Source organism: Nocardia bovistercoris (genome assembly GCF_015674855.1).
GTDB lineage: Bacteria > Actinomycetota > Actinomycetes > Mycobacteriales > Mycobacteriaceae > Nocardia > Nocardia bovistercoris.
In genome coordinates this window covers 15,603-41,105 of sequence record NZ_JADMLG010000012.1, presented here as the reverse complement: position 1 = coordinate 41,105, position 25,503 = coordinate 15,603, and the positions used below count along the sequence as shown (strand labels likewise).

The 25,503-nt window shown below is 69.9% G+C and carries 24 protein-coding genes; 6 read left to right on the top strand and 18 right to left on the bottom strand.

Annotation, left to right across the window (positions count from 1 at the left end):
* Positions 1-29: 29 nt before the first annotated feature.
* Positions 30-605, top strand: a complete 576-nt coding sequence (locus IT779_RS25875; RefSeq protein WP_196152030.1) for a PadR family transcriptional regulator — start codon at positions 30-32, stop codon at positions 603-605.
* Here the strand turns inward: IT779_RS25875 and IT779_RS25870 are convergent.
* The 4 genes from IT779_RS25870 to IT779_RS25855 form a co-directional block, all read right to left on the bottom strand.
* Positions 548-1,333 carry a cobalt-precorrin-6A reductase gene (locus IT779_RS25870; RefSeq protein WP_196152223.1) on the bottom strand — a complete coding sequence of 262 codons (786 nt, stop codon included), beginning with the start codon at positions 1,331-1,333 and terminating at the stop codon, positions 548-550. The genes IT779_RS25875 and IT779_RS25870 overlap by 58 nt on opposite strands.
* Positions 1,330-1,920 (bottom strand): hypothetical protein, encoded by a 591-nt coding sequence (locus tag IT779_RS25865; RefSeq protein ID WP_196152029.1) that lies wholly within the window; start codon positions 1,918-1,920, stop codon positions 1,330-1,332. Before IT779_RS25865 ends, IT779_RS25870 begins: the two co-directional genes overlap by 4 nt.
* Before the next feature lie 101 nt (positions 1,921-2,021).
* Positions 2,022-3,263: a precorrin-6y C5,15-methyltransferase (decarboxylating) subunit CbiE gene (gene cbiE, locus IT779_RS25860; RefSeq protein WP_196152028.1), complete on the bottom strand. Its 1,242-nt coding sequence runs from the start codon at positions 3,261-3,263 to the stop codon at positions 2,022-2,024.
* A gap of 85 nt (positions 3,264-3,348) precedes the next feature.
* The gene (locus tag IT779_RS25855; protein ID WP_196152027.1) at positions 3,349-4,113 is read right to left on the bottom strand and encodes an SDR family NAD(P)-dependent oxidoreductase; all 765 of its coding nucleotides are present in this window, start codon (positions 4,111-4,113) and stop codon (positions 3,349-3,351) included.
* Between the two features lie 83 nt (positions 4,114-4,196).
* On the opposite strand from IT779_RS25855, the gene IT779_RS25850 reads away from it, so the two are divergent.
* A complete protein-coding gene (locus IT779_RS25850) occupies positions 4,197-4,595 on the top strand; it encodes a PPOX class F420-dependent oxidoreductase (RefSeq protein ID WP_196152026.1) in 399 nt (132 codons plus the stop codon).
* Positions 4,596-5,059: 464 nt separating this feature from the next.
* Here the strand turns inward: IT779_RS25850 and IT779_RS25845 are convergent, their stop codons facing one another.
* The gene (locus IT779_RS25845) at positions 5,060-6,187 is read right to left on the bottom strand and encodes a M24 family metallopeptidase (protein WP_196152025.1); all 1,128 of its coding nucleotides are present in this window, start codon (positions 6,185-6,187) and stop codon (positions 5,060-5,062) included.
* 360 nt (positions 6,188-6,547) lie between these two features.
* Here IT779_RS25845 and IT779_RS25840 point away from each other — a divergent pair, with 360 nt between their 5' ends.
* The gene (locus IT779_RS25840; protein ID WP_196152024.1) at positions 6,548-7,510 is read left to right on the top strand and encodes a 5'-3' exonuclease; all 963 of its coding nucleotides are present in this window, start codon (positions 6,548-6,550) and stop codon (positions 7,508-7,510) included.
* A 195-nt stretch (positions 7,511-7,705) separates the two neighbouring features.
* Here the strand turns inward: IT779_RS25840 and IT779_RS25835 are convergent, their stop codons facing one another.
* The 13 genes from IT779_RS25835 to dop form a co-directional block, all read right to left on the bottom strand.
* On the bottom strand, positions 7,706-8,413 hold the full coding sequence (locus IT779_RS25835) for a DUF4333 domain-containing protein (protein ID WP_196152023.1): 708 nt from the start codon (positions 8,411-8,413) through the stop codon (positions 7,706-7,708).
* A 194-nt stretch (positions 8,414-8,607) separates the two neighbouring features.
* Positions 8,608-11,310 carry a DEAD/DEAH box helicase gene (locus IT779_RS25830; RefSeq protein ID WP_196152022.1) on the bottom strand — a complete coding sequence of 901 codons (2,703 nt, stop codon included), beginning with the start codon at positions 11,308-11,310 and terminating at the stop codon, positions 8,608-8,610.
* Positions 11,311-11,313: 3 nt separating this feature from the next.
* The gene (gene tatC / locus IT779_RS25825) at positions 11,314-12,264 is read right to left on the bottom strand and encodes a twin-arginine translocase subunit TatC (RefSeq protein WP_196152021.1); all 951 of its coding nucleotides are present in this window, start codon (positions 12,262-12,264) and stop codon (positions 11,314-11,316) included.
* 149 nt (positions 12,265-12,413) lie between these two features.
* The gene (gene tatA, locus IT779_RS25820; protein WP_196152020.1) at positions 12,414-12,671 is read right to left on the bottom strand and encodes a Sec-independent protein translocase subunit TatA; all 258 of its coding nucleotides are present in this window, start codon (positions 12,669-12,671) and stop codon (positions 12,414-12,416) included.
* Between the two features lie 86 nt (positions 12,672-12,757).
* On the bottom strand, positions 12,758-13,768 hold the full coding sequence (locus IT779_RS25815; protein ID WP_196152019.1) for a 2-dehydropantoate 2-reductase: 1,011 nt from the start codon (positions 13,766-13,768) through the stop codon (positions 12,758-12,760).
* Positions 13,765-14,931 (bottom strand): helix-turn-helix transcriptional regulator, encoded by a 1,167-nt coding sequence (locus IT779_RS38045; protein WP_332838964.1) that lies wholly within the window; start codon positions 14,929-14,931, stop codon positions 13,765-13,767. Before IT779_RS38045 ends, IT779_RS25815 begins: the two co-directional genes overlap by 4 nt.
* 43 nt (positions 14,932-14,974) lie before the next feature.
* Positions 14,975-15,970, bottom strand: a complete 996-nt coding sequence (locus tag IT779_RS25800; RefSeq protein ID WP_196152018.1) for a helix-turn-helix transcriptional regulator — start codon at positions 15,968-15,970, stop codon at positions 14,975-14,977.
* A gap of 81 nt (positions 15,971-16,051) precedes the next feature.
* Positions 16,052-16,426 (bottom strand): nuclear transport factor 2 family protein, encoded by a 375-nt coding sequence (locus IT779_RS25795; protein ID WP_196152017.1) that lies wholly within the window; start codon positions 16,424-16,426, stop codon positions 16,052-16,054.
* Between the two features lie 110 nt (positions 16,427-16,536).
* Positions 16,537-17,895 (bottom strand): Pup--protein ligase, encoded by a 1,359-nt coding sequence (gene pafA, locus IT779_RS25790; protein ID WP_196152016.1) that lies wholly within the window; start codon positions 17,893-17,895, stop codon positions 16,537-16,539.
* A 242-nt stretch (positions 17,896-18,137) separates the two neighbouring features.
* Positions 18,138-18,908, bottom strand: coding sequence for a proteasome subunit alpha (gene prcA, locus IT779_RS25785; RefSeq protein WP_196152015.1), 771 nt, complete (start codon positions 18,906-18,908; stop codon positions 18,138-18,140).
* Positions 18,905-19,753 carry a proteasome subunit beta gene (gene prcB, locus IT779_RS25780; protein ID WP_196152014.1) on the bottom strand — a complete coding sequence of 283 codons (849 nt, stop codon included), beginning with the start codon at positions 19,751-19,753 and terminating at the stop codon, positions 18,905-18,907. The genes prcA and prcB overlap by 4 nt, the downstream gene beginning before the upstream one ends.
* Positions 19,754-19,767: 14 nt before the next feature.
* Positions 19,768-19,962, bottom strand: coding sequence for a ubiquitin-like protein Pup (locus IT779_RS25775; protein WP_196152013.1), 195 nt, complete (start codon positions 19,960-19,962; stop codon positions 19,768-19,770).
* A gap of 261 nt (positions 19,963-20,223) precedes the next feature.
* Positions 20,224-21,723, bottom strand: coding sequence for a depupylase/deamidase Dop (dop, locus tag IT779_RS25770; RefSeq protein ID WP_196152012.1), 1,500 nt, complete (start codon positions 21,721-21,723; stop codon positions 20,224-20,226).
* A 93-nt stretch (positions 21,724-21,816) separates the two neighbouring features.
* On the opposite strand from dop, the gene IT779_RS25765 reads away from it, so the two are divergent.
* From IT779_RS25765 to IT779_RS25755, 3 genes are all read left to right on the top strand, one after another.
* The gene (locus IT779_RS25765) at positions 21,817-23,037 is read left to right on the top strand and encodes a DUF418 domain-containing protein (RefSeq protein WP_196152011.1); all 1,221 of its coding nucleotides are present in this window, start codon (positions 21,817-21,819) and stop codon (positions 23,035-23,037) included.
* 146 nt (positions 23,038-23,183) lie between these two features.
* Positions 23,184-23,882: a hypothetical protein gene (locus tag IT779_RS25760; RefSeq protein WP_196152010.1), complete on the top strand. Its 699-nt coding sequence runs from the start codon at positions 23,184-23,186 to the stop codon at positions 23,880-23,882.
* A gap of 365 nt (positions 23,883-24,247) precedes the next feature.
* Positions 24,248-25,393 (top strand): PucR family transcriptional regulator, encoded by a 1,146-nt coding sequence (locus IT779_RS25755; protein WP_196152009.1) that lies wholly within the window; start codon positions 24,248-24,250, stop codon positions 25,391-25,393.
* The last annotated feature ends 110 nt before the right edge of the window (positions 25,394-25,503 follow it).

Sequence of the window (25,503 nt, the reverse complement as noted above, 5' to 3'; positions counted from 1 at the left end):
TTCGCGTGGCGATCCGCTAACATTCCACTATGGAACGTGAGGATGCAGCACGCGGAACCCTGGCGACCGACCGTCGCAAGCCGTTGAACTCCACGGCCGCCTCCCTGCTCGGGTTCCTCCACGAAGGAGCCATGTCGGGCTGGGATCTGGTGACCCTGTCGCAGAATCGCATCGGCGACTTCTGGACCATCACCCAGAGCCAGGTCTACCGCGAGCTCGCCGCCATGGACGCGGCCGGACTCGTGGAGAAAGGCCAGGCCGGTGCGCGCGACCGCACCCCCTACGGCATCACCGAGGCCGGGCGCGAAGCCTTCGCCGAATGGATCGCCCGCGACCCCGGCGGCGAAACCATCCGCGTCCCCCTGCTGCTGACCCTGTCCTTCGGCGACCACCTCGACCCGGAACACCTCGACCGCATCATCAGCGCCAACCGCGACATCCACCAGCGCCGCCTCGATCGCTACCTCGAGGAGAAGGAGAAGTGCGGCAACGATGAACACGGCGGGATACCGCCGCATCAGTACGCGACCCTGGAATTCGGAATCGATTACGAACGAGCGGTTCTCGACTGGTTCGACAAACTGCCGGGCCTGCTGTCACGCTGATCGCGCAACCAGTCGACGGCGGCTTCGACGGCGCGCACCGCTCGCACCCCCGGCGCCAGCGCGGGCCGATCGATCATGAGCACCGGCACACCCGCGACCCGCGCCGCGAGCAGCTTCGCCTCGGTCTGATCGCCGCCGCTGTCCTTGGTCACCAGCAGGTCGATTCGACGCCGAGAGAACAACACCATCTCCTCGTCGACGCTGAAAGGACCTCGCGCGCACAGCAGTTCGTGCCGAGGCGGCAGCGGTCCCGCGGGCGGGTCGATCGAGCGGATCAGGAACCACGGGTGCGACAGCTCCGCGAACGCCGCGACGCCCTGACGGCCGATGGTGAGGAAGACCCGCTCGCCGAGGTCGGGAATCGCGCGGGCGGCGGCGGTCGGATCGGGCACGCGGATCCAGCGGTCACCGGGTACTTCGGTCCAGCCGGGGCGCCGCACCCGCAGCAGCGGCACGCCGAGCGCGCTGGTGGCCGCAGCGGCGTTGGCGCCGATCCGCGCCGCGAACGGATGGGTGGCGTCGACCACCACGTCGACGGCGGTGTCGGCCAGATAGCTCACGAGTCCATCGACGCCGCCGAAGCCGCCGATCCTGACCTGCCCCTCGGGCAGCAACGGATCGCGAACACGACCGGCGAGCGAGGAGACGATCTCGAATCCTCGCTCGCCGGATGTCAGTCGGGCCAGCTCCCGCGCTTCACGGGTGCCGCCGAGGATCAGAATTCTCAGGGCTGGCCGCTGAAGTAGGCGACGCCCGCGTTGATCAGGTTCGGGCCGCCCGCGATGAGCAGGCCGACCAGGGCGCCGATCGGCAGGCCGACACCGAAGAAGAAGAACCCGATGATCGCGCCGATCACCGCGCCGAGCGAGGCGCGCTGCAGCTCGGCGAAGAACCACTCCTGCGAACCGATCGCCTGGGCCTTGGCGGCCACGGCGTCGGCGGTGGGGGTGACCTCAGGGGTGAGGGTCAGCTGCTGAGCGGACGGGTCGATGGCCGCGCCGATGGAGATCAGCTTGTCACCCACCTGCGCCTTGAGCGGGATGGCGGTGACGACCTGGCCCTCGGCGTTCTTGACCACGACGTTCTTGCTGTCGGAGTCGAGGCTGAACGCGCCGCCGGTGATCGAGGCGACAATGGACTTGTCGAGCGACTGCACCGCGTAGTTCACGCCCTGGTCGGCGCCCTGAACCGCGGGAGCGGCCTGGCTCTGCACGGCGGGGGCCGGAGCGGCGGGCGCCGCGCCCGAGGTGCCTGCCGCGATACCGGTGGCGGCGACCGCCATCAACGCGGTGGCGGCGAACTTCTTGTACTTCATCAATCTCCCCAATAGAAACCACGGATCCCAGGTATGGATCTCGGGGAGACCCTACCGCGCCGTCGAGTCGGAATCACCCCTCCTCGAGGCCGTTCCGGCACTCACGGACCGGTTTTCGTCACCGTCCACTGAGCCACCGGGAGGTGCGGGCGCCACGCGGTGAAGTTGCCCAGTTCTTCTCCCCGATAGATCTGGAACCTGCGGAGTTCACCTCCGCGCGCCCGCGCCGCCGCGACCAGCAGCGACTCCGATTCCGCCGTCACCGCGTTCGCCACCAGGCGACCGCCATGACGCAAATGCGACCACAATGTCTCGAGGAGGCCATCGGCGGTGAGTCCGCCGCCGACGAATATCGCGTCCGGCGCACCGAATTCGTCCGGCACGCCGTCCAGATCCTGCGGCACGGCGCCGCGCACCAGCACCCGCGCGGCCCCAAGCGCCGCCGCGTTGTCGGTGATCTGGCGCCGCCTCGACTCGACACGCTCGAAACTCACCGCCCGGCACGCCGGATGGGTGCGGCACCATTCGATGGCTATCGTGCCCGAACCACCGCCGACGTCCCACAGCGCCTCCCCCGGCGCGGGCGCGAGCGCCGACAGCGTCAACGCCCTGACCTCAGCCTTGGTGAGCTGGCCGTCGCCGGAATAGGCCGCGTCGGGCAGGCCGGGCACCCGCGTGAGTCGCGGTCGCCCCGGTTCGGCCGCGCATTCCACGGCAACGATGGTGAGCGGATCACCCGGCGGGCGATCCCAACTCGCCGCGACACCGGACACCACGCGCTCGGCCGGGCCGCCGAGTTGCTCCAGCACGGTGATCGCGGACCCGCCGAAACCGTTGTCGCGCAGCAGTTCCGCGACCGCGGCCGGTCCCTTCGCGTCCGGGGTGAGCACCAGCAATCTGCGCCGGTCGGACAGTTCGGGCAGGATCGCGGTGAGCGGGCGCCCGACCGCGCTCACCACCGGCGTCTCGGCCGAGGACCATCCCAGCCGCGCGCAGGCCAGCGACGCCGACGACGGTTGCGGCAACACTCGCAGCGCCTGCGCGCCGAACAGCCCGACCAAGGTCACGCCGATGCCGTAGAACATCGGATCGCCGCTGGCCACGACCGTGACCCGCCTGCCTGCGACCTCCCCGAACAGCGCGGGCAGCGCGGGCACCAGCGGCGACGGCCAGCGCCTGCGCACACCGCCGACGCCCTCCGGAATCAGCTCGAGCTGCCGTGCCGACCCGAAAACAACCGCACCGTCGGCGATCGCATCCCGCCCGGCGCGCCCCAAACCTTCCCAGCCGTCCGCGCCGATACCGACCACCGCGATCGGCGGCCCCGCCCACGACGCCTTCACCGCGTCGGTCCGAACCCGCGCGCCGAAGTCGGTGACACCACGCCGAACGCCGCACGCACGAGTGGGTGCGGACCGTTCGCGCCCGTCATCGGGGCAGCCGCCGCCAGACGAAATGGGGGGCGAAACGCGAAGCCGCGCAGAGGAGTTGCAGTGCTCGGGGCACCCAGACCACGACTGAACGGCGGTGCAGGCCGCGCACCGTCGCGTCGGCCACCTGCGCGGGTGTGGAGGAGAACGGTGCGGGGCTCATGCCCTCGGTCATCTTGCCGATGACGAATCCCGGACGCAGTAGCATCAGGTGGACGCCGCTGCCGTGCAGGGCGGCGGCGAGTCCGGTGGCGAAACCGTCCAGCCCGGCCTTGGCCGAACCGTAGACGTAGTTCGCGCGCCGCACCCGGGCGCCCGCCACCGAGCTGAACACCACCAACTGCCCCGAACCGCGAGCGCGCATCAGGTTCGCCAGCGTGGTGAGCACGCTGATCTGGGCCACGTAGTCGGTGTGCACGACTTCCAGCGCGTGCGCCGGGTCCTGCTCGGCGCGCGCCTGATCGCCGAGCTTGCCGAACGCGAGCACCGCGACGCCGATGCCGCCGTATTCGGCGTCGATCTTCTCGAGCAGCGCCGCATGACTCGTAACGTCGTCGCCGTCGAACTCGACGGTGTGCACGGCCTCGGCGCCCGCCGCCGTGAGCACGGCGACCTGCTCGTCCAGCGAACCGCCCGCGCGCGCGGCGAGCACGACCACCCGGCCCGGCGCGAGCCGACGCGCGACCTCGACGCCGATCTCGCTGCGCCCGCCCAGAATCAGCACGGGCCCCTCGGCGATGCCGCGCCCACCTCGCAATCCCATGCGCCAAGTGTGGCATTGCCGCCGCCGCGGGTCCCGCACAGGTCGAGCGAACTCCGGGCGGGCGCGCCGACTACGGTCGACGAATGCCGACCGGAACCGAGCAACTCAGCGCCGCCGCCCTCGAATTCGTCACCGAACGCCACCTCGCGACCCTCACCACCCTGCGCGCGAACGGCACACCGCACGTGGTCGCGGTGGGATTCACCTGGGACCCCGAGGCGGGCATCGCGCGCGTCATCACCAACGACGGCTCGGTGAAGGTCCGCAATGTCCGCCGCTCCGGCTACGCGGCGGTGAGCCAGGTAGACGGCGTGCGCTGGCTCACCCTGGAAGGGCCCGCCACCGTGCTCGACGATCCGGACAGCGTCGCCGAGGCGGTCGAACGCTACGCGGGCCGCTACCGAGTACCCCGGGTGAACCCGACCAGGGTCGTCATCGCCATCCACGTCGCCCGCATCCTGTCCAGCTCCACCCTGCGCTGAACACGCCACCACGACGACGCGAAGGCCCGAAAGCGCTCGTCGACCCGACCGACGGCGCCGAGGCGGTCGAACGCCACGCGGGCAGCTACCGGTACCAAGCGTGAACCCGACCAGGGTCGTCGTCGCCATCCACGTCGTCGCCATCCACGTCGCCCCCATCCTGTCCAGCTCCACCTTGCGCTGAACTGCGCCCTCCGCGAGGACGTCACGGCCCGGCAACACTCGTCCCCCCGGCAGGCGGCGCCGAGCGGGCCAAAGCCAAGCGGACCGCTACCGGGCGCCAAGGGGGCGACCGGCCAGGTGGTCGTCGCGATCCGCGTCGCTCACATCCGGTCCGGGTCCACCCGCCGCGCAACCGCGCCGCCGTGACGACGCCACAACCGAAATGACAGCGCAATCGCGCGCACCGCGTCGCCGAGGCGGTCGAACGCTACGCGGGCAGCTGCCGGTGCCGAGCGCGAGCCTCAGAGCACCGTCAGGCCGTGGGGGCGGGCGTTCACGGATTCGCAGCCGTCGTCGGTGACGATCACGATGTCCTCGATGCGTGCGCCCCAGGCGCCGCGGAAGTAGATGCCGGGTTCGATGCTGAAGGCCATGCCGGGGCGAAGCACCAGGTCGTTGCCCGCCACGATGTAGGGCTCCTCGTGGACCGACAGTCCGATGCCGTGGCCGGTGCGGTGCACGAAGGCATCGCCGAATCCGGCCTCGCGCAACAGGTCTCGCGCCGCGGCGTCGACGGATTCGGCGGTGACGCCGGGGCGGGCTGCGGCGACCGCAGCGGCTTGCGCCTGCTCGAGGACCGCGCAGCGTTCGGCTGTCTCGGGGGCGGGGTCGCCGAGGACGTAGGTGCGGGTGGAGTCGGAGAAGTAGCCGGGGTCGACCGGGCCGCCGATGTCGACGACGACCACGTCGCCCGCTTCGATCACCCGGTCGGAGACCATGTGATGCGGGTCGGCGCCGTGCGGGCCGCTGCCGACGATGACGAATTCGGCGCCGGTGTGCCCCTCCGCCACGATGGCGTCGGTGATGTCGGCGGCGACCTGCGCCTCGGTGCGTCCGGCGCGCAGGAATTCGCCCATACGGGCGTGCACGCGGTCGATGGCCGCGCCCGCGCGACGCAATGCGTCGATCTCGGCGGCGTCCTTGATCATGCGCAGATCACGCAATACCGGAGTGGCCGAGACCGGGAGTCCGCTGAACGAGGTCGCCAGCGGGATCAGGTGCAGCGCGGGCATCGCATCGGCGACCGCGATCCGCGAGCCCGCGTGCAGGGTCGACTTCACCACCTGGTACGGGTCGACGCCGTCCACCCAGTCCAGCACCGAAAGACCGAGTTCACCGGCCGCCGAACCCGCAAGCGCGGCCAGTTCCAGTTTCGGGATCACCACCGACGGGGTCGCACCGTCGGCCGGGATCACCAGACAGGTGAGGCGTTCGAAGGACTGCGCCGACGAGCCGATCAGATAACGCAGATCAGGCCCGGGAGTGATGAGCAGGGCATCCAGATGCGCCGCTCGCATCAGTTCGACCGCCCGCTCCAACCGCTCCCCGTACACATCCGCCGCGAATCTGGATTCCGTGTGCGAACTCATACCCGACGACGTTACCTGTGTTCATTTTGCGGCGCCTGCGGCTGTGCTTAATTTGCGGCGCCTGCGGCGCCGCGGGTTCGCGGCCTGTATGTCTCGCGTCCCAGCGGTCGAGACTCGCGCCTACGGCACATTGTCTCGACCGCTGGGACGCGAGACGCCGCGAACCGTCGGTCGTCTGGCTCCCTCCCGGCGTGGCTGGGTGGGCGCGGATGTTGCGGGTTCGATTGAGCCGGGCGGGTACGCGGGCGCGGTTGTTGCGGGCGTCGCATTGTCTCGACCGCTGGGATGCAACGCTGCGAACCGGTGCTCGTCGAACTTGCCCCGCGCGTGGGTGGGTGGAGTGGCGGGTAACCTCGGCGCGTGACCTCAGCGACTCCTGGATCGCCCCTGCTGCTGCTCGACGGCGCCAGTCTGTGGTTCCGCGCCTTCCACGCCATCCCGGACAAGATCACCGCGCCGGACGGGCGCGCGGTGAACGCGCTGCGCGGCTTCACCGACATGGTCGCCGCGCTCGTCGCCAAGCACCGCCCCGGCAGGCTCGTGGTGTGCCTCGACCTGGACTGGCGGCCGCGCTTCCGCGTCGATCTGGTGCCCAGTTACAAGGCGCACCGCCTCGCCGATGTCGCCGACAATGTCGAGGAGGTACCCGACAAGCTCACGCCCCAGGTCGAGATGATCCTCGAGGTCCTCGCCGCGGCGGGCATCGCGACCGGTGGCGCGGAGGGGCTCGAGGCCGACGACGTACTCGGCACCCTCGCCCACCGCGAACGCGTCGACCCGGTGATCGTGGTGAGCGGCGACCGCGACCTGCTGCAACTGGTCCGCGACGAGCCCGCGCCCACCGTGCGCGTCCTGTACGCGGGGCGCGGGCTGGCCAAGGCCGAACTGTTCGGTCCCGCCGAGGTCGCCGCGAAATACGGTGTGCCGCCGGACAACGCGGGCCCGGGCTACGCCGACCTCGCCACCCTGCGCGGCGACGCCTCCGACGGACTGCCCGGTGTCGCGGGCATCGGCGAGAAATCCGCGTCCACCCTGATCACGCGATTCGGTTCGCTGGAAGCGCTCGTCGCCGCCGTCGACGATCCCGACTCCGAACTCGCGGCGAATATGCGCGCCAAACTCCGCGCCGCCGAGGACTACCTGAAGGCCGCCGCGCCCGTCGTGCGGGTTGTGCGCGACGCCGAGGTCGAACTGTCCCGCGCCGACACCCTGCCCGCGACACCGGCGGATCCCGCCGAGCTGCACGCCCTCGCCACCGCCTACAACGCCGAGAGCCCGGTCAAACGGCTGATCACCGCCCTGAGCAACGCCGCGACCCCGTAACAGCCGCCACCGGACAGCACGCACGATCGCTCGATCCGCGACCGTTCGAACCACCGCACACACGACCGCCGAGCAGCGCGCGAACGCCGCACACAGCAACACCGTCGCAGAGCAGCATGCGACCGCCGCAAACACGACCGCCGGGTAGCGCGCGAACGCGACTACCCGGCGGAAGTACCTACCTCGGTGCTCCGATCAGCTCGGACGACCGACCTCGTAGGTTCCGTTCTCGTTGGTGATCTTGATGTTGACCTTCTTCTGCTCACCGCTGACCTTGAGCGTGCATTCGAAGGTGGCATTGATCTTGACCTCCTGGCCCGACGGGCAGGAGACGTCGGCGACGTCCTGGATTCCGTAGGAATCGGTGAGAACCTTCTTGACGCCGTTCTGCACCGCGGCCTGGTCCAGCTTGTCCTTGGAGGTCAACACCACGACCAGGGCGATGATCGCGCCGATCACCAGGACGGCGAGCACGCCGAGCCCGATGAACAGGCCCTTGCCCTTGCCGCCGCTCGACGGCGGGGCGGGCGGTTGGCCCTGGCCCCACTGCGGCTGGGGCTGCTGACCCCATTGCGGCTGGGACTGCTGCGGCTGGCCGCCCCACTGCGGTTGCGGCTGCTGGCCCCACTGCGGCTGGGACTGACCCCACTGCTGCTGCGGCTGTCCGCCGGTCTGCGGCTGGTTCCACTGCTGCTGCGGCTGGTCACCGGTCTGCGGCTGCCCCCACTGCTGCTGGGGCTGGCCGCCCCACTGCTGGGTCGGTTGCGCCTGCGCCGGATTGCTCTGCTGCCCGCCCCAGTGCTGGGTAGGAGCCGCCCCGCCGGGCGTCTGCTGTCCGCCCCACTGCTGAGTCGGATCATTGCGTCCATCCCCGGAGTCGTTCGGTCCATACGGGCCGCTCATCTGCTTGCCTCCACTCGCATCGTTATTCCCACGGTAGCCCCCCGACGGCGACTCGCCGCACTCCCACCCGGCCCGCCTCAGCGGGCCCCGGCCCCGTCGGAGCGGCGGGCCTGTGCCCGGTGCTCCGACGTGCGCCGCGTGCGACTCCTCCGCCACGGTCGGTACGCGAAGAAATCAAATCACAAGTGAATCGTCTACGCGGCGTCCACCGCAACGACACCCCGCCGTATCGCGCGAACCGCCTTGGCCGCCGTGGCGGCGACCTCGACGTCGTCGGCGGTGGTGTTGATCTGGTCGAGCAGGTCGATCACCTGGCGACACCACCGCACGAAATCGCCCGCCGACAGCGGCGCACCCTGGTCACCGCTGGCCAGCAACGATTCGGCCAACCCGTCGCCGCGCGCCCACTTGTACACGCCCGCCACGAACCCGAGGTCCGGTTCGCGGGTCGGCGTGAGCTTGTGCCTCGCCTCGTCGGTGCGCAGCTGACTCCACACCCCGATGGTCGCCGCGACCGCGCGCCGGATCGGTTCGGTCGGACCGCTCGCTCCGAGATAGCCGCCCTCCTGCCGGGATTCGTAGACCAGCGTGGAGACCACCCCGGCCAGTTCGGCCGGACCGAGTCCGCGCCACAGGCCCTGGCGCAGGCATTCGGCGACCAGCAGATCGGTTTCGGCGTAGATGCGCGCGAGCCGCCGACCGTCGGCGGTGACCTCGCCGTCGGCGACGAAACCGCGCTCCTGGAGCAGGCCGAGAATGCGGTCGAAGGTGCGCGCCAGCGAATTCGTGGTGGCGGCGACCTTCTGGCGCATGGCCTCGGTCTCACGCAGCAGTCTGCTGTAGCGCTCGCCGATGCGGCTCATCTGCTCGCGATCGGGCCGACCGTGCGCGGGATGCGACCGCAGGCTGCGGCGCAGCGTCGCCAGCTCGCGGTCGTCGGCGGCGCCGGAACGCCTGCCGCCGCGCTGCCTTCCCGGCGGGGAGATGCCGGTGTCGCGCAGCGCGGACGCCAGGTCGCGCCGGGTTCGCGCGGTGCGGTGATCGACGCGGCGCGGCAGGCGCATATGCCCGAGCGTTTCGGCGGGCACCGGGAAATCGGCCACCGACACCCGGCCCGCCCACTTGTCCTCGGTCAGCACCAGCGGGCGCGGATCGCCCGGCGTCGCATCGGGTTCGAGGATCACCGCGAGCCCCGCCCGCCGCCCGGACGGGATCGCCACCACGTCGCCGCGGCGCAGCGCCGTCAACGCCGTGACCGCCGCACCGCGCCGATCCGACCGGGTCTGCTGCTCGAGCTGCCGTTCCCGCTGCTTGATCCGCTCGCGCAGCGAGATGTATTCCAGGAAGCCGCCTTCCGCGTCGCCGAGCTGACCGCGCAACTTGCGCAGCTGCGCATCGTTGCGCTCGATGCCGCGCACCAGGCCGACCACCGAACGATCCGCCTGGAACTGCGCGAAGGACCGCTCGAGCAGCGCCCGCGACTCGCCCGCGCCCATCCGGTCGACGAGGTTGATCGACATGTTGTAGCCGGGCTTGAAGGAACTGCGCAGCGGATAGGTGCGGGTGGAGGCGAGTCCGGCGACCGCGCTGGTATCGACCTCCGGCTGCCACAGCACCACCGCGTGCCCCTCGACATCGATACCGCGCCGCCCCGCGCGCCCGGTGAGCTGGGTGTACTCCCCCGGCGTCAGTTCGGCGTGCGACTCGCCGTTGAACTTGACCAGCCGCTCCAACACCACCGTGCGCGCGGGCATGTTGATGCCGAGCGCCAAGGTCTCGGTGGCGAATACCGCGCGCACCAGGCCGCGCACGAACAGTTCCTCCACGGTGTGCCGGAAGGCGGGCAGCATCCCGGCGTGGTGAGCGGCGAGCCCGCGGTGCAGCGCGGCGCGCCAATCCCAGTAGCCGAGCACCTCGAGATCACCCTTGGGCAGGTCGCCGGTGTGCTTCTCGATCACGGCGTCGACCTCGTCGTAGTCCTCGGGCCTGCTCAGGTCGAGGCGCGAGCGCAGGCACTGGGCCAGCGCGCCGTCGCAGCCCGCGCGACTGAAGATGAACGTGATGGCGGGCAGCAGCCCTTCCTGGTCGAGCTGGGCCAGCACCTCGGGACGCGGCAGCGGCCTGAAGTCGCGGCGCGGGCCGCCGCGCCCACGCGAACCGCCGCTCCACCCGTTCATCCGGTCGGCGGCCTCGCGCTGCTTGATGTAGCGCACGAGATCCTCGTCGACGAGGACCTTCTGCTCGCTGGAATCGCTGTCGAACAGGTCGAACATGCGCCGACCGACCATCACGTGCTGCCACAGCGGCACCGGCCGCGTCTCGTCGACCACGACGGCGGTGTCGCCGCGCACGGTCTCCATCCAGGCGCCGAACTCCTCGGCGTTGCTGACCGTGGCCGACAGGCTGACCAGCCGGACCTCGGCGGGCAGATGCAGGATGACCTCCTCCCACACCGCGCCGCGGAAGCGGTCGGCCAGGTAGTGCACCTCGTCCATGACCACGTAGGACAGCCCGCGCAGCGCGTCGGAAGAGGCGTAGAGCATATTGCGCAGCACCTCGGTGGTCATCACCACCACGGACGCGTCGGGGTTGATCGACTGGTCGCCGGTGAGCAGGCCGACATTCGCGCGGCCGTGCCGTTCGGTGAGATCGGCGAACTTCTGGTTCGACAGCGCCTTGATGGGCGTGGTGTAGAAGCACTTCCCGCCCGCCGCCAATGCCAGGTGCACCGCGAATTCGCCGACCACGGTCTTACCCGCACCCGTCGGCGCACACACCAACACCCCGTGCCCGTCCTCGAGCGCGGCGCACGCGGCACGCTGAAAAGGATCGAGAGTGAAGTTCAGTGCCGCGGAGAATTCCGCCAACTCGCCTGTTCGCGACCGCTCGGTTGTCACTCCTCAGAGCGTATCGGAGTAGTCCGACACGGGTCGCCCGGTTTTCCCGCCCGCCGCATCGGCCCCGGCCGCCTCGGGCCGGATCGATTCCGGCGCCTCGATATCGGAGGCCTCGTCGTCCTCCAGCGCGGACCGCGCCTCGCGCTTGGCCCGCCTGCCATCGTTGATTCGAGCGAACTGGACAGCGAATTCGAACAGCACGGTGAGTGCGCAGGCCAGCGCCAGCATGGAGAACGGGTCCTGCGGGGTGACCACGGCCGCGAAGACGAACAGTCCGAAGATGAGGCCGCGCCGCCACGCCTTGAGGCGCGCGTAGGTGAGGATGCCGACCAGGTTGAGCCCGATGATGATCAGCGGCGTCTCGAAGCTCACGCCGAAGATGATGAGCAACTGGATGATGAAGCCGAAGTACTGCGAGCCGCTCAGCGCGGTGATCTGGACGTTGTCGCCGATGGTGAGCAGGAACGACAGCGCGTGCGCGACCACGACGTAGGCCAGTACCGCGCCGAGCGCGAACAACACCGAACCCGAGGTGACGAATCCGACGGCGTAGCGGCGTTCCTTGGCGTAGAGGCCGGGGGTGATGAACGCCCACAGCTGGTACAGCCAGATCGGGCCCGCCAGCACCACGCCCGCGGTGAAACCGACCTTCAGGCGCAGCATGAACTGTTCGAACGGCGCGGTGGCGAGCAGACGGCAGGCGCCGTCGCTGGTCAGCGCGGCGCGCGCCTCCGGCGGCAGCGAACAGTAGGGACCGGTGAGCAGATCGCCGAGACTCTCCAGCCCGAAGACCGAATGCGAATACCAGAGGAACCCGAGCACGGTGGTGACCAGGATCGCGGCCAGCGACTTCAGCAGCCTGCTGCGCAACTCCTGGAGATGTTCGACCAACGACATCGTGCCGTCGGGATTCGTCCTGCGCTTGCTGCGCCGCGGATCGAAGGGGATTCGCATGGGTTTGATTGGCCCTCGAGATCGAGCGGCGTCGAGCGGCGCGTGCGCCACGTACCGCGACCGGTGCGGCGGTCCGACGCGCGTCCGGTGACTACGCCGAACAGCACTGAACGGGGTGAGCGGCACTCACCCCGGTGGAATCGAGACGATCAGAGCGACTTGGGCTCGGCCTGCGGCTGCGTCTGCGCGGTGGTGGTCTGCCCCGACGGCAACTGCTGCGGCGCGGGGGGTGCGGCCGGGGCAGCGGAAGAGGTCTCTTCCTTCTGCATCTGGTTGACCTCGCTCTTGAAGATCCGCAGCGAGCGACCGAGACCACGCGCGGCATCCGGCAGGCGCTTGGCACCGAAGAGCACCACGAACAGCAACGCGATGATCAGCAGGTGCGTCCAGCTGAACGTGCCTGACATCTATACCTCCCAAGACAGTGGTATTTCCGATGTTACCGGACAGGCCGTGACCGAATAGGGCGCATCAGGCCGCGTTCGCCCCGCGTTCAGGTGTGCGCGGACCGCAACTGTTCCAGAAGTTCCGGTCCGGTCCAGGTCCTGCGGTCGCCATGCTCGGCCGCGACGATCATCTCGATCAGCCGCCGATTCACCGGGGTTGGCAGCCCGACCATCGCGCCGAGTTCCACGATTTCACCGCACAGCCACGAGATCTCGGTCTTGCGGCCGAGCGCGAGATCGTCGGCCATGGACGAGCGCGCCACCGGGTCGATGGCGAGCACCCGGCCCGCGACCCGACGGAACACGGCGTCGGGCACGGTGAGCAGGCGAGTCATCAGCTCGGGCGGCAGCGGGGTGAGGCGGGCGGGACGAATTCGCGCCCTGTTCATCACCGCGAGGGCCTCGGACTGGGTCATGGCGAGACAGCGCCGATAGTCGCGGTCGGCCAGTTCCGCGCGCAGCGGGCGGCCCGACAGCGCGTTGATCGGATTGTTCAGGTTCAGCAGCAGTTTCGCCCATTGCACGGGCAGCAGGTCGGCGTAGCGGCGCAGCGCGAGACCGGCCCGTTCGAACAGCGGCGCCACCGCCGTCAGCGCCGGGTCGTCCTGCACCGCGATACCGCCGTCGGTCCCCCGGTGGAAGCGCCCGCCGGGGTGATGAACGACATTGAACATGACCATGCCCGCCAGTACCGCGCAGGTCGGCAGCACGTCCCGGATCACGGCGTCGTTGCCGATGCCGTTCTGCAGGCTGATCACCGTGGTAGCGGGCCGGATCCGCCCGACGAGGTCGCGCACGATCTCGGCGGTGGCCGCCGACTTCACGGTGACCAGCACCAGGTCGGCGGTCTCCACGTCCTCGACGGTGGTGGCGGTGCGGAACCGGTCCGCGCGCAACGTCACCTCGTCGCCGTCGAGATCGGTCAGCCGCAACCCGGAGGCGGTGATCTCGTCGAGCACCCTCGGCCTGCCGACGAAGGTGACGCGGGCGCCCGCCGCCGCGAGCCTGCCGCCGACGAATACGCCGATATTGCCCGCACCGAGCACGACGACGTTCATGGGATGTCGAACCCGGCCTCCGCGTAGGCGGCGAGGGCCGCGTCCGAACGTCGCAGCACCGCGGCCACCAGCTCCGGCGGTCCGAGCACGGTCACGCCGGAACCGAATCCGAGCAGCAGGCGCGCCATCCAGTCCAGGGTCGCGAAGCGCATCGTGGCCTCCAGGCTGCCGTCGGCGTGCACGGCGCGGCGGTTCATCGGATACTGGTCGAGCACCCAGCCGTAGTCGGCGCGAATCCGCAAGTGCGCCAACGGAACCGCCGGGTCGTCCTGGAACAGGTCGAGACCGGCCGTCGCGGCGGTCGCGTGACTCGGCGGGCGGGCGGGCTCGTCGAGTTCGGCGGCCGCCTCGATCCGGTCGAAACGGAACAGGCGCGCGCCTTCGGCCGCACGACACCAGCCGTGCAAATAGCTGTTGTTGTCCACCATGACGATGCGGATCGGATCCACGACCCGTTCGGAGACCACGTCGCGGCTGGCCGAATAATAGACCAGCCGCAGCGCGTGCTGCTTGGCCAGCGCGGACCGCACCGTCGCCACCGCGGAGGCCTCGACCGGCGCCAACTGACCGTCGCCCGAGGGCGTCGGCGCGGATCCCCCCGCTGAATCAGACGCGAACTCACCCCCAGAAACACGCGCGGACTCGCCCCCGGAGCCACGCGCGGGCTCGCCCGCAGAGACACGCGCGGACTCGCCCGCAGAGACACGCGCGGACTCGCCCGCAGAGACACGCGCGGGCTCGCCCGCAGAGACACGCGCGGGCTCGCCCGCAGAGACACGCGCAGGCTCGCCCGCGATGGCCGATTCGATCTTGGCGATGGCGGCGTCGGCGGCGGTCGGGTCGACCATGCCCGGCATCTCCACGATGGAGCGCAATGCCACCAGCAGCGCCGTCGCCTCGGTGGAGGTCAGCCGCAGCGGCCGGTCGATGCCCGCCGAGAAGGTGACCTCGATGCTCTCCTCGGAGAACGACAGATCGATCAGGTCACCCGGCCCGTAACCGGGCAGCCCACACATCCACAGCTGATTCAGATCGCTCATCAGCTGTTTGGCGCTCACCCCGAGATCGGCGGCGGCCTCGGCGGCGCTGATCCCCGGATGGGCGATGAAGTACGGGATCATGTTCAGCAGCCGCGACAGTCGCACGGACAGTCTGCTGGTCACCAGAACACCTCGTCTTCCCGCTCCCGGTGCTCGCCGCGCGCGTTCACAGCGCGACCTCGGTGTGCGCACGCACCGAACGCAAGCGCGCGATCACATCGGCACGCAGCTCCTCGGGCTCGAGCACGAGGGCGTCGGCGCCGAGTCCGGTGATCAGGCGCGCCACCCAGTCCCAGGAGCGCACCGGCACCTCGAGCACCGTGCCGACGCGGGCGCCGACACCGCGCTGCCCCGCGACCTTGCCCAGCCTGCGCAGTTCCCGCCCGCGCCCCTCGGCCACCCACACCGTCGCCGTCCCGCTGACCGGCGCGGTGCTGGTGACCCGGTCCACGATGGTCCGTAGGTCGACGCCCTCCGGTTTGCGCACCGCGTTGACCGGGCCGTAGGCGGTGATGTCGTCGCCGATGCGCGAAAGACGGAAACTGCGCGTGGCGTCGCGACCGCGATCGTGGCCGACCAGATACCAGCGCCCGTGCCTGGTCACCACGCCCCACGGCTCGACATCGCGCATGAGGTAGGGCGCGTTGACCGCGCCCCGATGTTCGAAACGCACCGCCTGACCGGCGTCGATGGCCGCGAGCAGCTTCCCGAGCACGGGTTCGGACCCTCGGGTGCGCGCGGGGACGGCGGGCACCGAGGCCACCGCCGCGTCGGTCTCCACGTGCACGCCCGCCGCCCGCAGCTTCAGCAGGGCGCCCTCGGCGGCCGCGGCCAGTTCCGGGGACTCCCACATCTGGACCGCCACCGCGACCGCCGCCGCCTCTTCGTCGGTCAGGTCGATATCGGGCAGTTCGTAGGCGTCGCGGTTGATCCGGTACCCCTCGACCGTCGAGTACCGGCTGACCTGGCCAACCTCGAGCGGAATGCCCAGATCGCGCAGTTCGTTCTTGTCGCGCTCGAACATGCGACTGAACGCCTCGTCGCTCGCGGATTCCTCGTAGCCCGCGACACTGTCCCGAATCCGCTCCGCGGTCAGAAACTGACGGGTCGACAGCAGCGCGATGACCAGATTCATCAGCCGCTCGACCTTGGATATCGCCACCCGATAGAGGGTAATCGGCGTCGCGCGCTCCGTGCGCGGCGGCGCGCGATTCCGCTCGGCGCGGCGGCGCCGCTGCCGCGCTCAGCGCAGCGGCGTCTGCTGATAGCAGGTCAGCCGCCAGCCCTGCGGTGTGCGCAGGTAGGTGCTCGCCATCGCGCCGCGGAACGCGGGTTCGGCGACCTCGCGGTAGGCGGTGCCGACGTAGACGAGCACGTATCCGTCGGCGCCGACCCGCACCAGGCGCGGATCGTCGATGTCGAAGGCGTGCCAGGGCGGCGAGTGCCGCAGCGCCGTCACCACCTCGGCACGGTCGAGGACGGTGCCGTCGGCCAAGACCATCACCGCGTCGTCGGTCATCAGCGCGCCGTAGAAATCCGCCGCCTCCGACGAGCACAGGGCGTCCCAGCCGCGACGCTCGACCTCGAGCAGTTCGTTCAGGAGTTCCGTGTCGGTCATGGGTCCACGCTAGTCGCGGCCGGGTGCGCGGCGAGGCACACACACGAACGAGCCGCCCGCCGATTCGGCGCGCGGCTCGGATTCGTGAACGCCTACGTCGAGGCGATCGGCTACATCGAGGCGATCAGTCGATCGACACGTTCGTCCACCGAGCGGAACGGGTCCTTGCACAGCACGGTGCGCTGCGCCTGGTCGTTCAGCTTGAGGTGTACCCAGTCGACCGTGAAGTCCCGGCCCGCCTCCTGGGCGGCGGTGATGAAATCGCCGCGCAGTTTGGCCCGCGTGGTCTGCGGCGGGGTGTCCACCGCCGCGTCGACGGCCTCGTCCTCGGTGATCCGCTTGGCCAGACCCTTGCGCTGCAGCAGGTCGAAGACGCCGCGACCGCGCTTGATGTCGTGATAGGCCAGATCCAGCTGGGCGATCTTGGGATCGGACAGCTCCATGTTGTAGCGGTCCTGGTAGCGCTGGAACAGCTTGCGCTTGATCACCCAGTCGATCTCGGTGTCGACCTTGGCGAAGTCCTGCGCCTCGACCGCGTCGAGGGTGCGGCCCCACAGGTCGACGACCTGGTCGATCTGTGGATCGCGATCCCGGTTGCGCAGATGCTCGACCGCGCGCGCGTAGTACTCGCGCTGGATGTCGAGCGCGCTGGCCTGCCGACCGCCCGCCAGTCGCACCGGACGCCGCCCGGTGAGATCGTGGCTGACCTCGCGGATGGCGCGGATCGGGTTGTCCAGCGCGAAGTCGCGGAACGACACGCCCGCCTCGATCATCTCCAGGACCAAGGCGGCGGTGCCGACCTTGAGCATGGTCGTCGGCTCGGCCATATTCGAGTCGCCGACGATGACGTGCAGGCGCCGGTACTTCTCGGCGTCGGCGTGCGGCTCGTCGCGGGTGTTGATGATCGGGCGCGAACGCGTGGTCGCCGAGGACACGCCCTCCCAGATGTGCTCGGCGCGCTGCGACAGGCAGAAAGTGGCCGCTTTCGGCGTCTGTAGCACCTTGCCCGCACCGCAGATCAACTGCCGGGTGACCAGGAACGGCAGCAGCACGTCCGAGATCCGGGAGAACTCGCCCGCGCGCACCACGCAGAAGTTCTCGTGGCAGCCGTAGGAGTTGCCCGCGGAATCGGTGTTGTTCTTGAACAGGTAGATATCGCCGCCGATACCTTCCTCGGCCAGTCGCTGTTCGGCGTCGATCAGCAACTCCTCGAGCACCCGCTCGCCCGCGCGATCGTGGGTGACCAGCTGATGCAGGTTGTCGCACTCGGCCGTCGCGTACTCGGGATGCGAGCCGACGTCGAGGTACAGCCGAGCACCGTTGCGGAGGAACACGTTAGAGCTACGGCCCCAGGACACGACCCGGCGGAAAAGGTACCGGGCAACCTCGTCGGGGGACAGCCGACGGTGACCGTGGAAGGTGCATGTCACACCGAACTCGGTCTCGATCCCCATGATTCGTCGCTGCACATCATCGACATTACAGCCATGAGCGGCTCTCGCGTGGGGCTGCGGACAACACCGACGCATACGTTCTCACAACGATTCGGTGTGATTTGTCCGTTTCCACGGGGACGCGACAGCCGATTCACCAGGTGCGCGGCGGCGGATTCCCGCGCGCGCAACCCACCGGCGACCCCCGGAAAATATGCGGCGAGCCCGCGTCGGGAGCGGCAATTGCACCGTGCTCCCGACGCGGGCCCGAAGGGTTTCTACTCCGACTCGGAGGTCTCTTCCTCATCCGGGGCCGACTCGGCCGCGGCGCCCGCCGAGTCCCCGTTCAGCAGCCGCTCCAACTGGGCGTTCGACACCCGCCGGAACGCCCGGCGCGGCCGCGACCGCTCCAGGGTCGCGACCTCGAGCGAGGTGACCCCGAGCGTCCGCTTCTCCTTGTCCGCGGTGTCCGGAATACCTGCCTGCAACGCCTGCACCGCGATACCGAGCGCCGCGGCCAGCTCGAGGCCGGGCGCGTAGGACGCCTTCAACGCCGTCGTGATGGGTTCGGTGGTACCGCCCATCACCACGAATTCCCGCTCGTCCACGATCGACCCGTCGAAGGTGATCCGGTAGAGCACCGACGGCGCGGCCTGCTCCGGATAGCCGATCTCGGCGATGCACAACTCCACCTCGAACGGCTTGAGCTGGTCGGTGAAGGTCGAGCCGAGGGCCTGGGCATAGGCGTTGGCCAACGCGCGACCCGACACGTCGCGCCGGTCGTACTGGTAACCGCGCAGATCGGCCTGGAGAATACCGCCGCGACGCAGACTCTCGAACTCGTTGTACTTGCCGACGGCCGCGAAACCCACGCGGTCGTAGAGCTCACTCACCTTGTGCAGCGTCGCGGAGGGATTCTCCGCGACGAACAGCACACCTTTGTCGTACACCAGCACGATGACGCTGCGACCACGAGCGATACCCTTGCGCGCGAGCTCGGTCTTGTCGCGCATGATCTGCTCGGCCGACGCGTAGTACGGCAGCGTCATGCGGGTGAACTCCCTTCTTCGGCGGCCTGCCGGTCCGCGACGATCGCGCGGGCGATCTCCTCGAGCCGCGCCTCCGTCACCTCCTCGGCGCCCTCCTCGGTGATCAGGACCGCCGTCGGGTAGATGCCGCGCACCAGATCGGGCCCGCCGGTGGCGGTGTCGTCGTCGGCGGCGTCGAACAGCGCCTCGACGGCGACGCGCAACGCGCGGTCAGCGTCGATTCCCTTGGCGTACAACTTCTTCAGCGAGGTCTTGGCGAACATCGAACCCGAGCCGACCGCCGTGTAACCGAATCGCTCCTCGCTGCGGCCGCCGACCACGTCGTAGGAGACGATGCGGCCCGCGCGATCGGGATCGACGGTGTGCTCGTCGTAGCCGACGAGAATCGGGACCACCGCCAACCCCTGCAGCGCCGCGGGCAGGTTATCGCGCACCATCTTCGACAGCTTGTTGGCCTTACCGTCGAAAGTGAGCGAGACGCCCTCGATCTTCTCGTAGTGCTCCAGCTCCACCGCGAACAACCGCACCATTTCCACAGCCATGCCCGCGGTGCCCGCGATGCCCGCCGCCGAGTAGGTATCGGTGATGTACACCTTGTCCATATCCCTGCTGGCCAACAGGTTCCCCATGGTGGCCCGCCGGTCGCCCGCGATCAGCACGCCGCCGCGGAAACTCACCGCGACGATGGTGGTGCCGTGCGGGGCGACCTCCTTCGCGGCGGTGCCACCGGAAGCTCCGGTGGCACCGTCTATCGCGGCGAACCTGTTGGCGGGCAACAGCTCAGGTGCGTGTGCGCGCAGGTGTTCGGTGAAGGACGAGAGTGCGTGCCCCGGACGGAGCAGCATCGGATCACCTGCGGTCACTGGCCACCCTTCTGCACGTACGCGCGGACGAAGTCCTCGGCGTTCTCCTCGAGCACGTCATCGATCTCGTCGAGCAGGTCGTCGGTGTCCTCGGCCAGTTTCTCGCGACGTTCCTGACCGGCGGCGTCGACACCGTCCGTGCCCTCGTCCTCGTCGCCGCCCCCGGCGCGCTTGGTCTGCTCTTGTGCCATGGCAGCCGACCTCCTCTGTTCGATGGGGCGGCGCCATCGGGCCCTACGCGGGTGCGCAGGCTTTCGCCTCCGGGTCCGCCTCGCGCCGCCGTGTCCTCATCATGACCGGAGCCCAAGTATGAGCACGACTCCGATCATGAGCAATGTAGGTGCTCGTATATCAACCCTACCCAGCGCGACCGACACGATGGCGGATCTGTGTCGAAATCGCCCTGCGGGCCGCGTCACCGCGGCGCGCGCGAGTCACCGGGCGGGCGTTGGTCACTGGGTGAGCTGCTCAACGAGTTCGGCAGCGGTGTCCACCCCGTCGAGCAGCTTGCCGACATGGGATTTCGTGCCGCGGCGCGGCTCCAGGGTCGGAATGCGGACCAGCGAGTCGCCGCCGAGGTCGAAGATCACCGAATCCCAGCTCGCGGCCGCGATATCGGCGCCGAAACGGCGCAGACACTCGCCGCGGAAGTAGGCGCGGGTGTCGGTGGGCGGCGCCGTCATGGCCTCGAGCACCTGCTGCTCGGTGATCAGGCGCTTCATCGAGCCGCGCGCGACCAGGCGGTTGTAGAGGCCCTTGTCCAGGCGCACATCCGAGTACTGCAGGTCCATCAGGTGCAGTTTCGGCGCGGCCCAGCCGAGGCCCTCGCGGTTGCGCATGCCCTCGAGCAGGCGCAGTTTCGCGGTCCAGTCCAGCAGGTTCGCGGTTTCCATCGGATCGCGCTCGAGCAGGTCGAGCACCATCGCCCAGTTCTCCAGGATGTCGCGGGCGCGCGGATCGTCGTTGCCTTCGCGGTCCATGAACTTGGCGACGCGCTCGTGGTAGAGACGCTGGATCGCCAGGCCGGTGAGTTCGCGGCCGTCGGCGAGCGCGACCGCGGTGCGCAGCGTCGGATCGTGGCTGATCTGGTGCACGGCGGTGACCGGGCGGGCCAGTTGCAGATCCGAGAGATCCTCGCCCGCCTCGATCAGGTCCAGGACCAGGGCCGTGGCGCCGACCTTGAGGTAGGTCGACATCTCGGCGAGATTGGCATCGCCGATGATGACGTGCAGCCTGCGGTACTTGTCCGCGTCGGCGTGCGGTTCGTCGCGGGTGTTGATGATGCCGCGCTTGAGTGTTGTCTCGAGGCCCACCTCGACCTCGATGTAGTCCGAGCGCTGGGACAGCTGGAAGCCCGCGGTGTCGCCGGACTGCCCGATGCCGACGCGTCCCGATCCGGTGATGACCTGGCGGGAGACGAAGAACGGGGTGAGCCCGACGATGATCTGGTTGAACGGCGTGTCGCGGCTCATCAGATAGTTCTCGTGGGTGCCGTAGGAGGCGCCCTTGCCGTCCACGTTGTTCTTGTACAGCTGCAACCGCGGCGCCCCTGGCACGCTCGAGGCGTGCCGCGCGGCGGCCTCCATCACCCGCTCGCCCGCCTTGTCCCAGATGACCGCGTCCATGGGGTCGGTGACCTCGGGGGCGGAGTATTCGGGATGGGCGTGGTCGACATAGAGCCGCGCGCCGTTGGTGAGGATCATGTTGGCGGCGCCGACCTCGTCCGCGTCGATCACCGGCGCGGGGCCGTTCATCCGGCTCAGGTCGAATCCGCGCGCGTCACGCAGCGGCGATTCCACCTCGTAGTCCCAGCGTGTGCGCTTCGCGCGCGGCACGCCCTCGGCCGCGGCGTACGCGAGCACCGCCTGGGTGGAGGTGAGGATCGGGTTGGCCGACGGCTCGGTGGGGGTCGATATGCCGTATTCGACCTCGATTCCGATGATGCGCTGCATGATGTCGAGACTAGGCGACCGATGCCGATGTCATACCGACGGTGGTACTTCCGTAGGATTTCGGGCGCGCCCCGACCGGGCGATATTCGGTGCATGACCGAATCGATCACGACCACGCCGCGGCGCGGCGGCACACCGGCGCGCCCGCCACGCCTGCTCGCCCTCGACGTGCTGCGCGGCATCGCGATCCTCGGCACCCTCGGCACCAATATCTGGATCCTGACCGATCCGCACGGCCTGCCCGGTTACCTCACGAGCCTCGGCGCTCCGGCGACCGATGCCGCGATGTGGACCGAGCGGGTGCTCCAGCAACTCGCGCAGGGCAAATTCCTCGGCCTGCTGACCGTGATGTTCGGCATCGGCCTTGCCATTCAGCAGTCCTCGGCGGCGCGCGCCGGGCGCGGTTGGCCGGGCACGTATCCGATCCGCGCGGCGCTACTGCTGCTCGACGGCGTGCTGAACTTCCTGCTCATCGCCGAATTCGACGTGCTGACGGGCTACGCGGTGACCGGCCTGATCGTCGCTTACGTACTCGCGCGCTCCGATGGTGTCCGGCGGCGGGTACTCGTGATCGCGGCGAGCGTGCACCTGGCGATGCTCACCCTCGTCGCGGTCGCCCTCGTCGCCGCGTCCTCGTCGTCCGAGCCCGAACGCGCCGAGCTCGACCCGAATCCCTATGCGGACGGCTCCTTCTGGGATCTGGTGGTGTTCCGCTGGGAGAACGCGGGGCTGTTCCGTGCCGAGACGCTGTTCGTGCTGCCCATGTCGATCGCGCTGTTCCTGCTCGGCGCTCGGCTGTTCCGCGCCGGCGTGTTCGAGGAGCGGGGCGCGCGGCTGCGGCGGCGACTGCTGGTGCTCGGCTTCGGCGTCGCCGCGCCGGTCGACCTGGCGGTGGGCATCCTCGGCGGCGGCGACCTGATCCTGTTCACCCGCTACGGCAGCGCGCCGTTCGTCGCGCTCGGCATCCTCGCCCTGGTCGCCGGATTCTACCTGCGGCGCCCGCGCGTCGGCTGGGTGGGCGCGCGCCTGGGTGAGGTCGGGCGAATGGCGCTGAGCTGCTACATCCTTCAGAATCTCGTCGCCTCCGCGCTCTGCTACGGCTGGGGTCTCGGCTCGGCGGCCCGTGTAGGTCCCGAGGCCAGGGTGCCGTTCACCGTCGGGGTCTACCTGGTCGTGGTGTGCGTCGTCGTCGGCTTCGCGCACCTGTGGTCGCGCCGATTCGAGCGCGGGCCGGTGGAGTGGCTGTGGCAGCGCGGCCACGGCGTGCTCGCCCGCGCGACGCGGAATTCGCCGCGTGATGAGAAACACGAGTAGCCCGCTACTCGTGTCCGCCGTGTGGGCGGGCGGAGATGCTGGCCTCGCGCCGTCGTCGCGGCGCGAATCCAGCACGTGGGTGCGGGGGGGATCGGGCGCGAATCGCGAATCGGTCCGCGACGCACCGGAATTACGGAGTGTCACCGATGAAAGCCGCGGTTCGCGAGATCTGGCTGCCCTTCAATGTCGCACTGGAAGGCCGGGTGCCGTGGATGTACCTCGACGCCCGCGGCCGCGTGAGCACCGCGGTCGGCGTTCCGCTCGACGAGACGGTGCGTGAACTCGGCGTCCCCACCGCGCGGCACCGGGCGAATTCGCTGGCCGCGTCCCGGCGACTACCGTGGCGCCACGGCGTGCGCGGCCCGTTCGCCTCCGACCCGGATATCGACGCCGCCTGGGAGACCGTCAAGCAGCACCGCGATCTCGCGCGCCGGGGACGGCGGCGCTTCCAGCGACTCACCGATCTGCGGCTCACCGAAGGCGCCATCGACAGGATGGTGTTCGACCGACTGGACCGCACCGAGACCCTGGTGCGCGGCCGCATGGTCCGCGCGGAGTCGGGGGCGGTCGCGCTGCCCTTCGACGATTTCGAAACCTGGCCCGCCGACGCCCAACTCGCGCTGCTCAGCATGTGCTGGGTGGCGGGCCCGGCCTTCGACCTGCCCCGCTTCCACGCGGCCGCCGCGCGCCGCGACTGGCTCGCCTGCGCGGTCGAATGCCGCGTCGAACCCGATATGGGCGCGGTGGCGCGCCGCAACGAGCGCAACCGGCAACTGTTCCGCTACGCCTACCTGGTCGAACGCGACGCACTCGACCCCGAACGGCTCGCCTACGACCCGCGCTGAAAATCCGGCGCACGAAACTCCGCTTCCCGCAACACCGAACCAGCCGTGCACCAGCACCAGCAGGAACTCCGGCTTCCCGCAACACCAGACCAGCCCGTGTGTCTGCACCAGCAGTCCGCACTTCCCGCGACACCGGACCAGCCGTGTGCCTACGCCGACGAAGTGGCCGCATTCGCAGGCGTCGGCGCTCAGCGACCTCGCAGGCCGAAGACCGGTGGGCTGTCGTCCTGCCGCCTACGTGGTACGGGCGGCACTACGGTGGCCCCTTCGGTACCGATACGATCGCCGGATCGTGACTCGGACCTACTCGGAGAGGTCCGGGACGGAGGACAGCCATGATGCCATCGCGGACACCGGAGTCGCCGATGGAGCGAGTCGAGCCGGACGCGCCGCACCTGGAAGCCGTCGGGGGCGACACCCGGCATGCCGTGCCGAGGCCGCGCGGATCCGCGCCGAAGGAGCGCGCCCGCGAGACCGAGTTGAACGCCGCGCTGTTCTTCGACTACCTGCGGCGCGGCGTCGAACCGAGCGAGCAGGACAGCCGGGAACTCGTGAACTCCGTCCGCGCGCGGCTGCGCGACGGCGTACCGACCGCCGAAGTGCTGCACCGGTACCGGCTCGACACCGCCGCGCTGTGGGAGCGGGTGTGCGAGACGGCACCGACGGCGGAACCGGCGGCGCTGCTCGACGCGTCGCAGGCGCTGTGGAAGTTCGCCACGCTCATCCTCGCGCGGATCGCCGTCGAAGCCGCCCGGCACGGACTCGATCCGCGACGGTCGCTGTCCGAACGCCGCCGCGAGATCATCGACGCGCTGCTGAGCGGGCAGCACCCGGTCCCGGCGCTCGATGATCCGGCGGTGCCGATCACCGACGCGTACCTGGTCGCGGTCACCCGCACCGACGAAGGCGCCGACGCGGCCGCGACGGCGCTGCGACGGCGGATCGAGGCCGGGCCGGGTGTTTTCGCGCGGACCGACGAGCGCGGCTGGACGGCGCTGCTACCCATGGACGACGCGGACGGCGCGAGCGCCGTAGCCGCACTGCGGGCGCGGCTGCCGTCCCCGCCCACCCTGCCGTCCGCAGCCACGTACTGGGTCGGAGTCGGTGTGGCGACCGCGCGCACCGAGATCCCGGCGGCCTTCGCCGAGGCTAAGGTGCTCGCCGAACTCGGTCGCTGCCTGGCACGCGACGACATCCTGTGCCCGCGCGCGGATCTGCACTTCGAGTACACGGTCGCGGTCGGCGACGCGGCGCGGGCCGGTCTGGCCGCGGTCCTCGCCCCGCTGCGAACCCAGCCCATGCTGACCGAGACCCTGGAGGTGTTCGTGCGCAACGGTTTCAACCAGCTCGCCACCGCCCGGGCCCTCGACGTGCACCGCAATACCGTCACCTATCGGCTCTCGCGGGTGCACGAACTCACCGGCGCCGACCCGCACCGGCCCGCCGACGCGATGACCCTCACCGCCGCCCTGCTCGCCCGTCGTCTGGAAACCGCGTCCTTCGCACCGTGAGCCTTCGCACCGTGATCGCCTCGCGACCGGCGGGCGAATTCCTGGACCAGGTGGCCGAAACCCGCACCGCGACTCCTCGCGCCGGATAGTCTCGGCGGTGGATCCGAACC

Excerpts from the sequence above, each read along its gene's own strand:
- IT779_RS25875 (WP_196152030.1), top strand. The coding sequence starts at position 30 with ATGGAACGTGAGGATGCAGCACGCGGAACCCTGGCGACCGACCGTCGC.
- IT779_RS25865 (WP_196152029.1), bottom strand. The coding sequence starts at position 1,920 with ATGAAGTACAAGAAGTTCGCCGCCACCGCGTTGATGGCGGTCGCCGCC.
- IT779_RS25855 (WP_196152027.1), bottom strand. The coding sequence starts at position 4,113 with ATGGGATTGCGAGGTGGGCGCGGCATCGCCGAGGGGCCCGTGCTGATT.
- IT779_RS25850 (WP_196152026.1), top strand. The coding sequence starts at position 4,197 with ATGCCGACCGGAACCGAGCAACTCAGCGCCGCCGCCCTCGAATTCGTC.
- IT779_RS25845 (WP_196152025.1), bottom strand. The coding sequence starts at position 6,187 with ATGAGTTCGCACACGGAATCCAGATTCGCGGCGGATGTGTACGGGGAG.
- IT779_RS25835 (WP_196152023.1), bottom strand. The coding sequence starts at position 8,413 with ATGAGCGGCCCGTATGGACCGAACGACTCCGGGGATGGACGCAATGAT.
- tatC (WP_196152021.1), bottom strand. The coding sequence starts at position 12,264 with ATGCGAATCCCCTTCGATCCGCGGCGCAGCAAGCGCAGGACGAATCCC.
- tatA (WP_196152020.1), bottom strand. The coding sequence starts at position 12,671 with ATGTCAGGCACGTTCAGCTGGACGCACCTGCTGATCATCGCGTTGCTG.
- IT779_RS25815 (WP_196152019.1), bottom strand. The coding sequence starts at position 13,768 with ATGAACGTCGTCGTGCTCGGTGCGGGCAATATCGGCGTATTCGTCGGC.
- IT779_RS25795 (WP_196152017.1), bottom strand. The coding sequence starts at position 16,426 with ATGACCGACACGGAACTCCTGAACGAACTGCTCGAGGTCGAGCGTCGC.
- prcA (WP_196152015.1), bottom strand. The coding sequence starts at position 18,908 with ATGACGCTGCCGTACTACGCGTCGGCCGAGCAGATCATGCGCGACAAG.
- prcB (WP_196152014.1), bottom strand. The coding sequence starts at position 19,753 with ATGCTGCTCCGTCCGGGGCACGCACTCTCGTCCTTCACCGAACACCTG.
- IT779_RS25775 (WP_196152013.1), bottom strand. The coding sequence starts at position 19,962 with ATGGCACAAGAGCAGACCAAGCGCGCCGGGGGCGGCGACGAGGACGAG.
- dop (WP_196152012.1), bottom strand. The coding sequence starts at position 21,723 with ATGCAGCGCATCATCGGAATCGAGGTCGAATACGGCATATCGACCCCC.
- IT779_RS25765 (WP_196152011.1), top strand. The coding sequence starts at position 21,817 with ATGACCGAATCGATCACGACCACGCCGCGGCGCGGCGGCACACCGGCG.
- IT779_RS25760 (WP_196152010.1), top strand. The coding sequence starts at position 23,184 with ATGAAAGCCGCGGTTCGCGAGATCTGGCTGCCCTTCAATGTCGCACTG.
- IT779_RS25755 (WP_196152009.1), top strand. The coding sequence starts at position 24,248 with ATGGAGCGAGTCGAGCCGGACGCGCCGCACCTGGAAGCCGTCGGGGGC.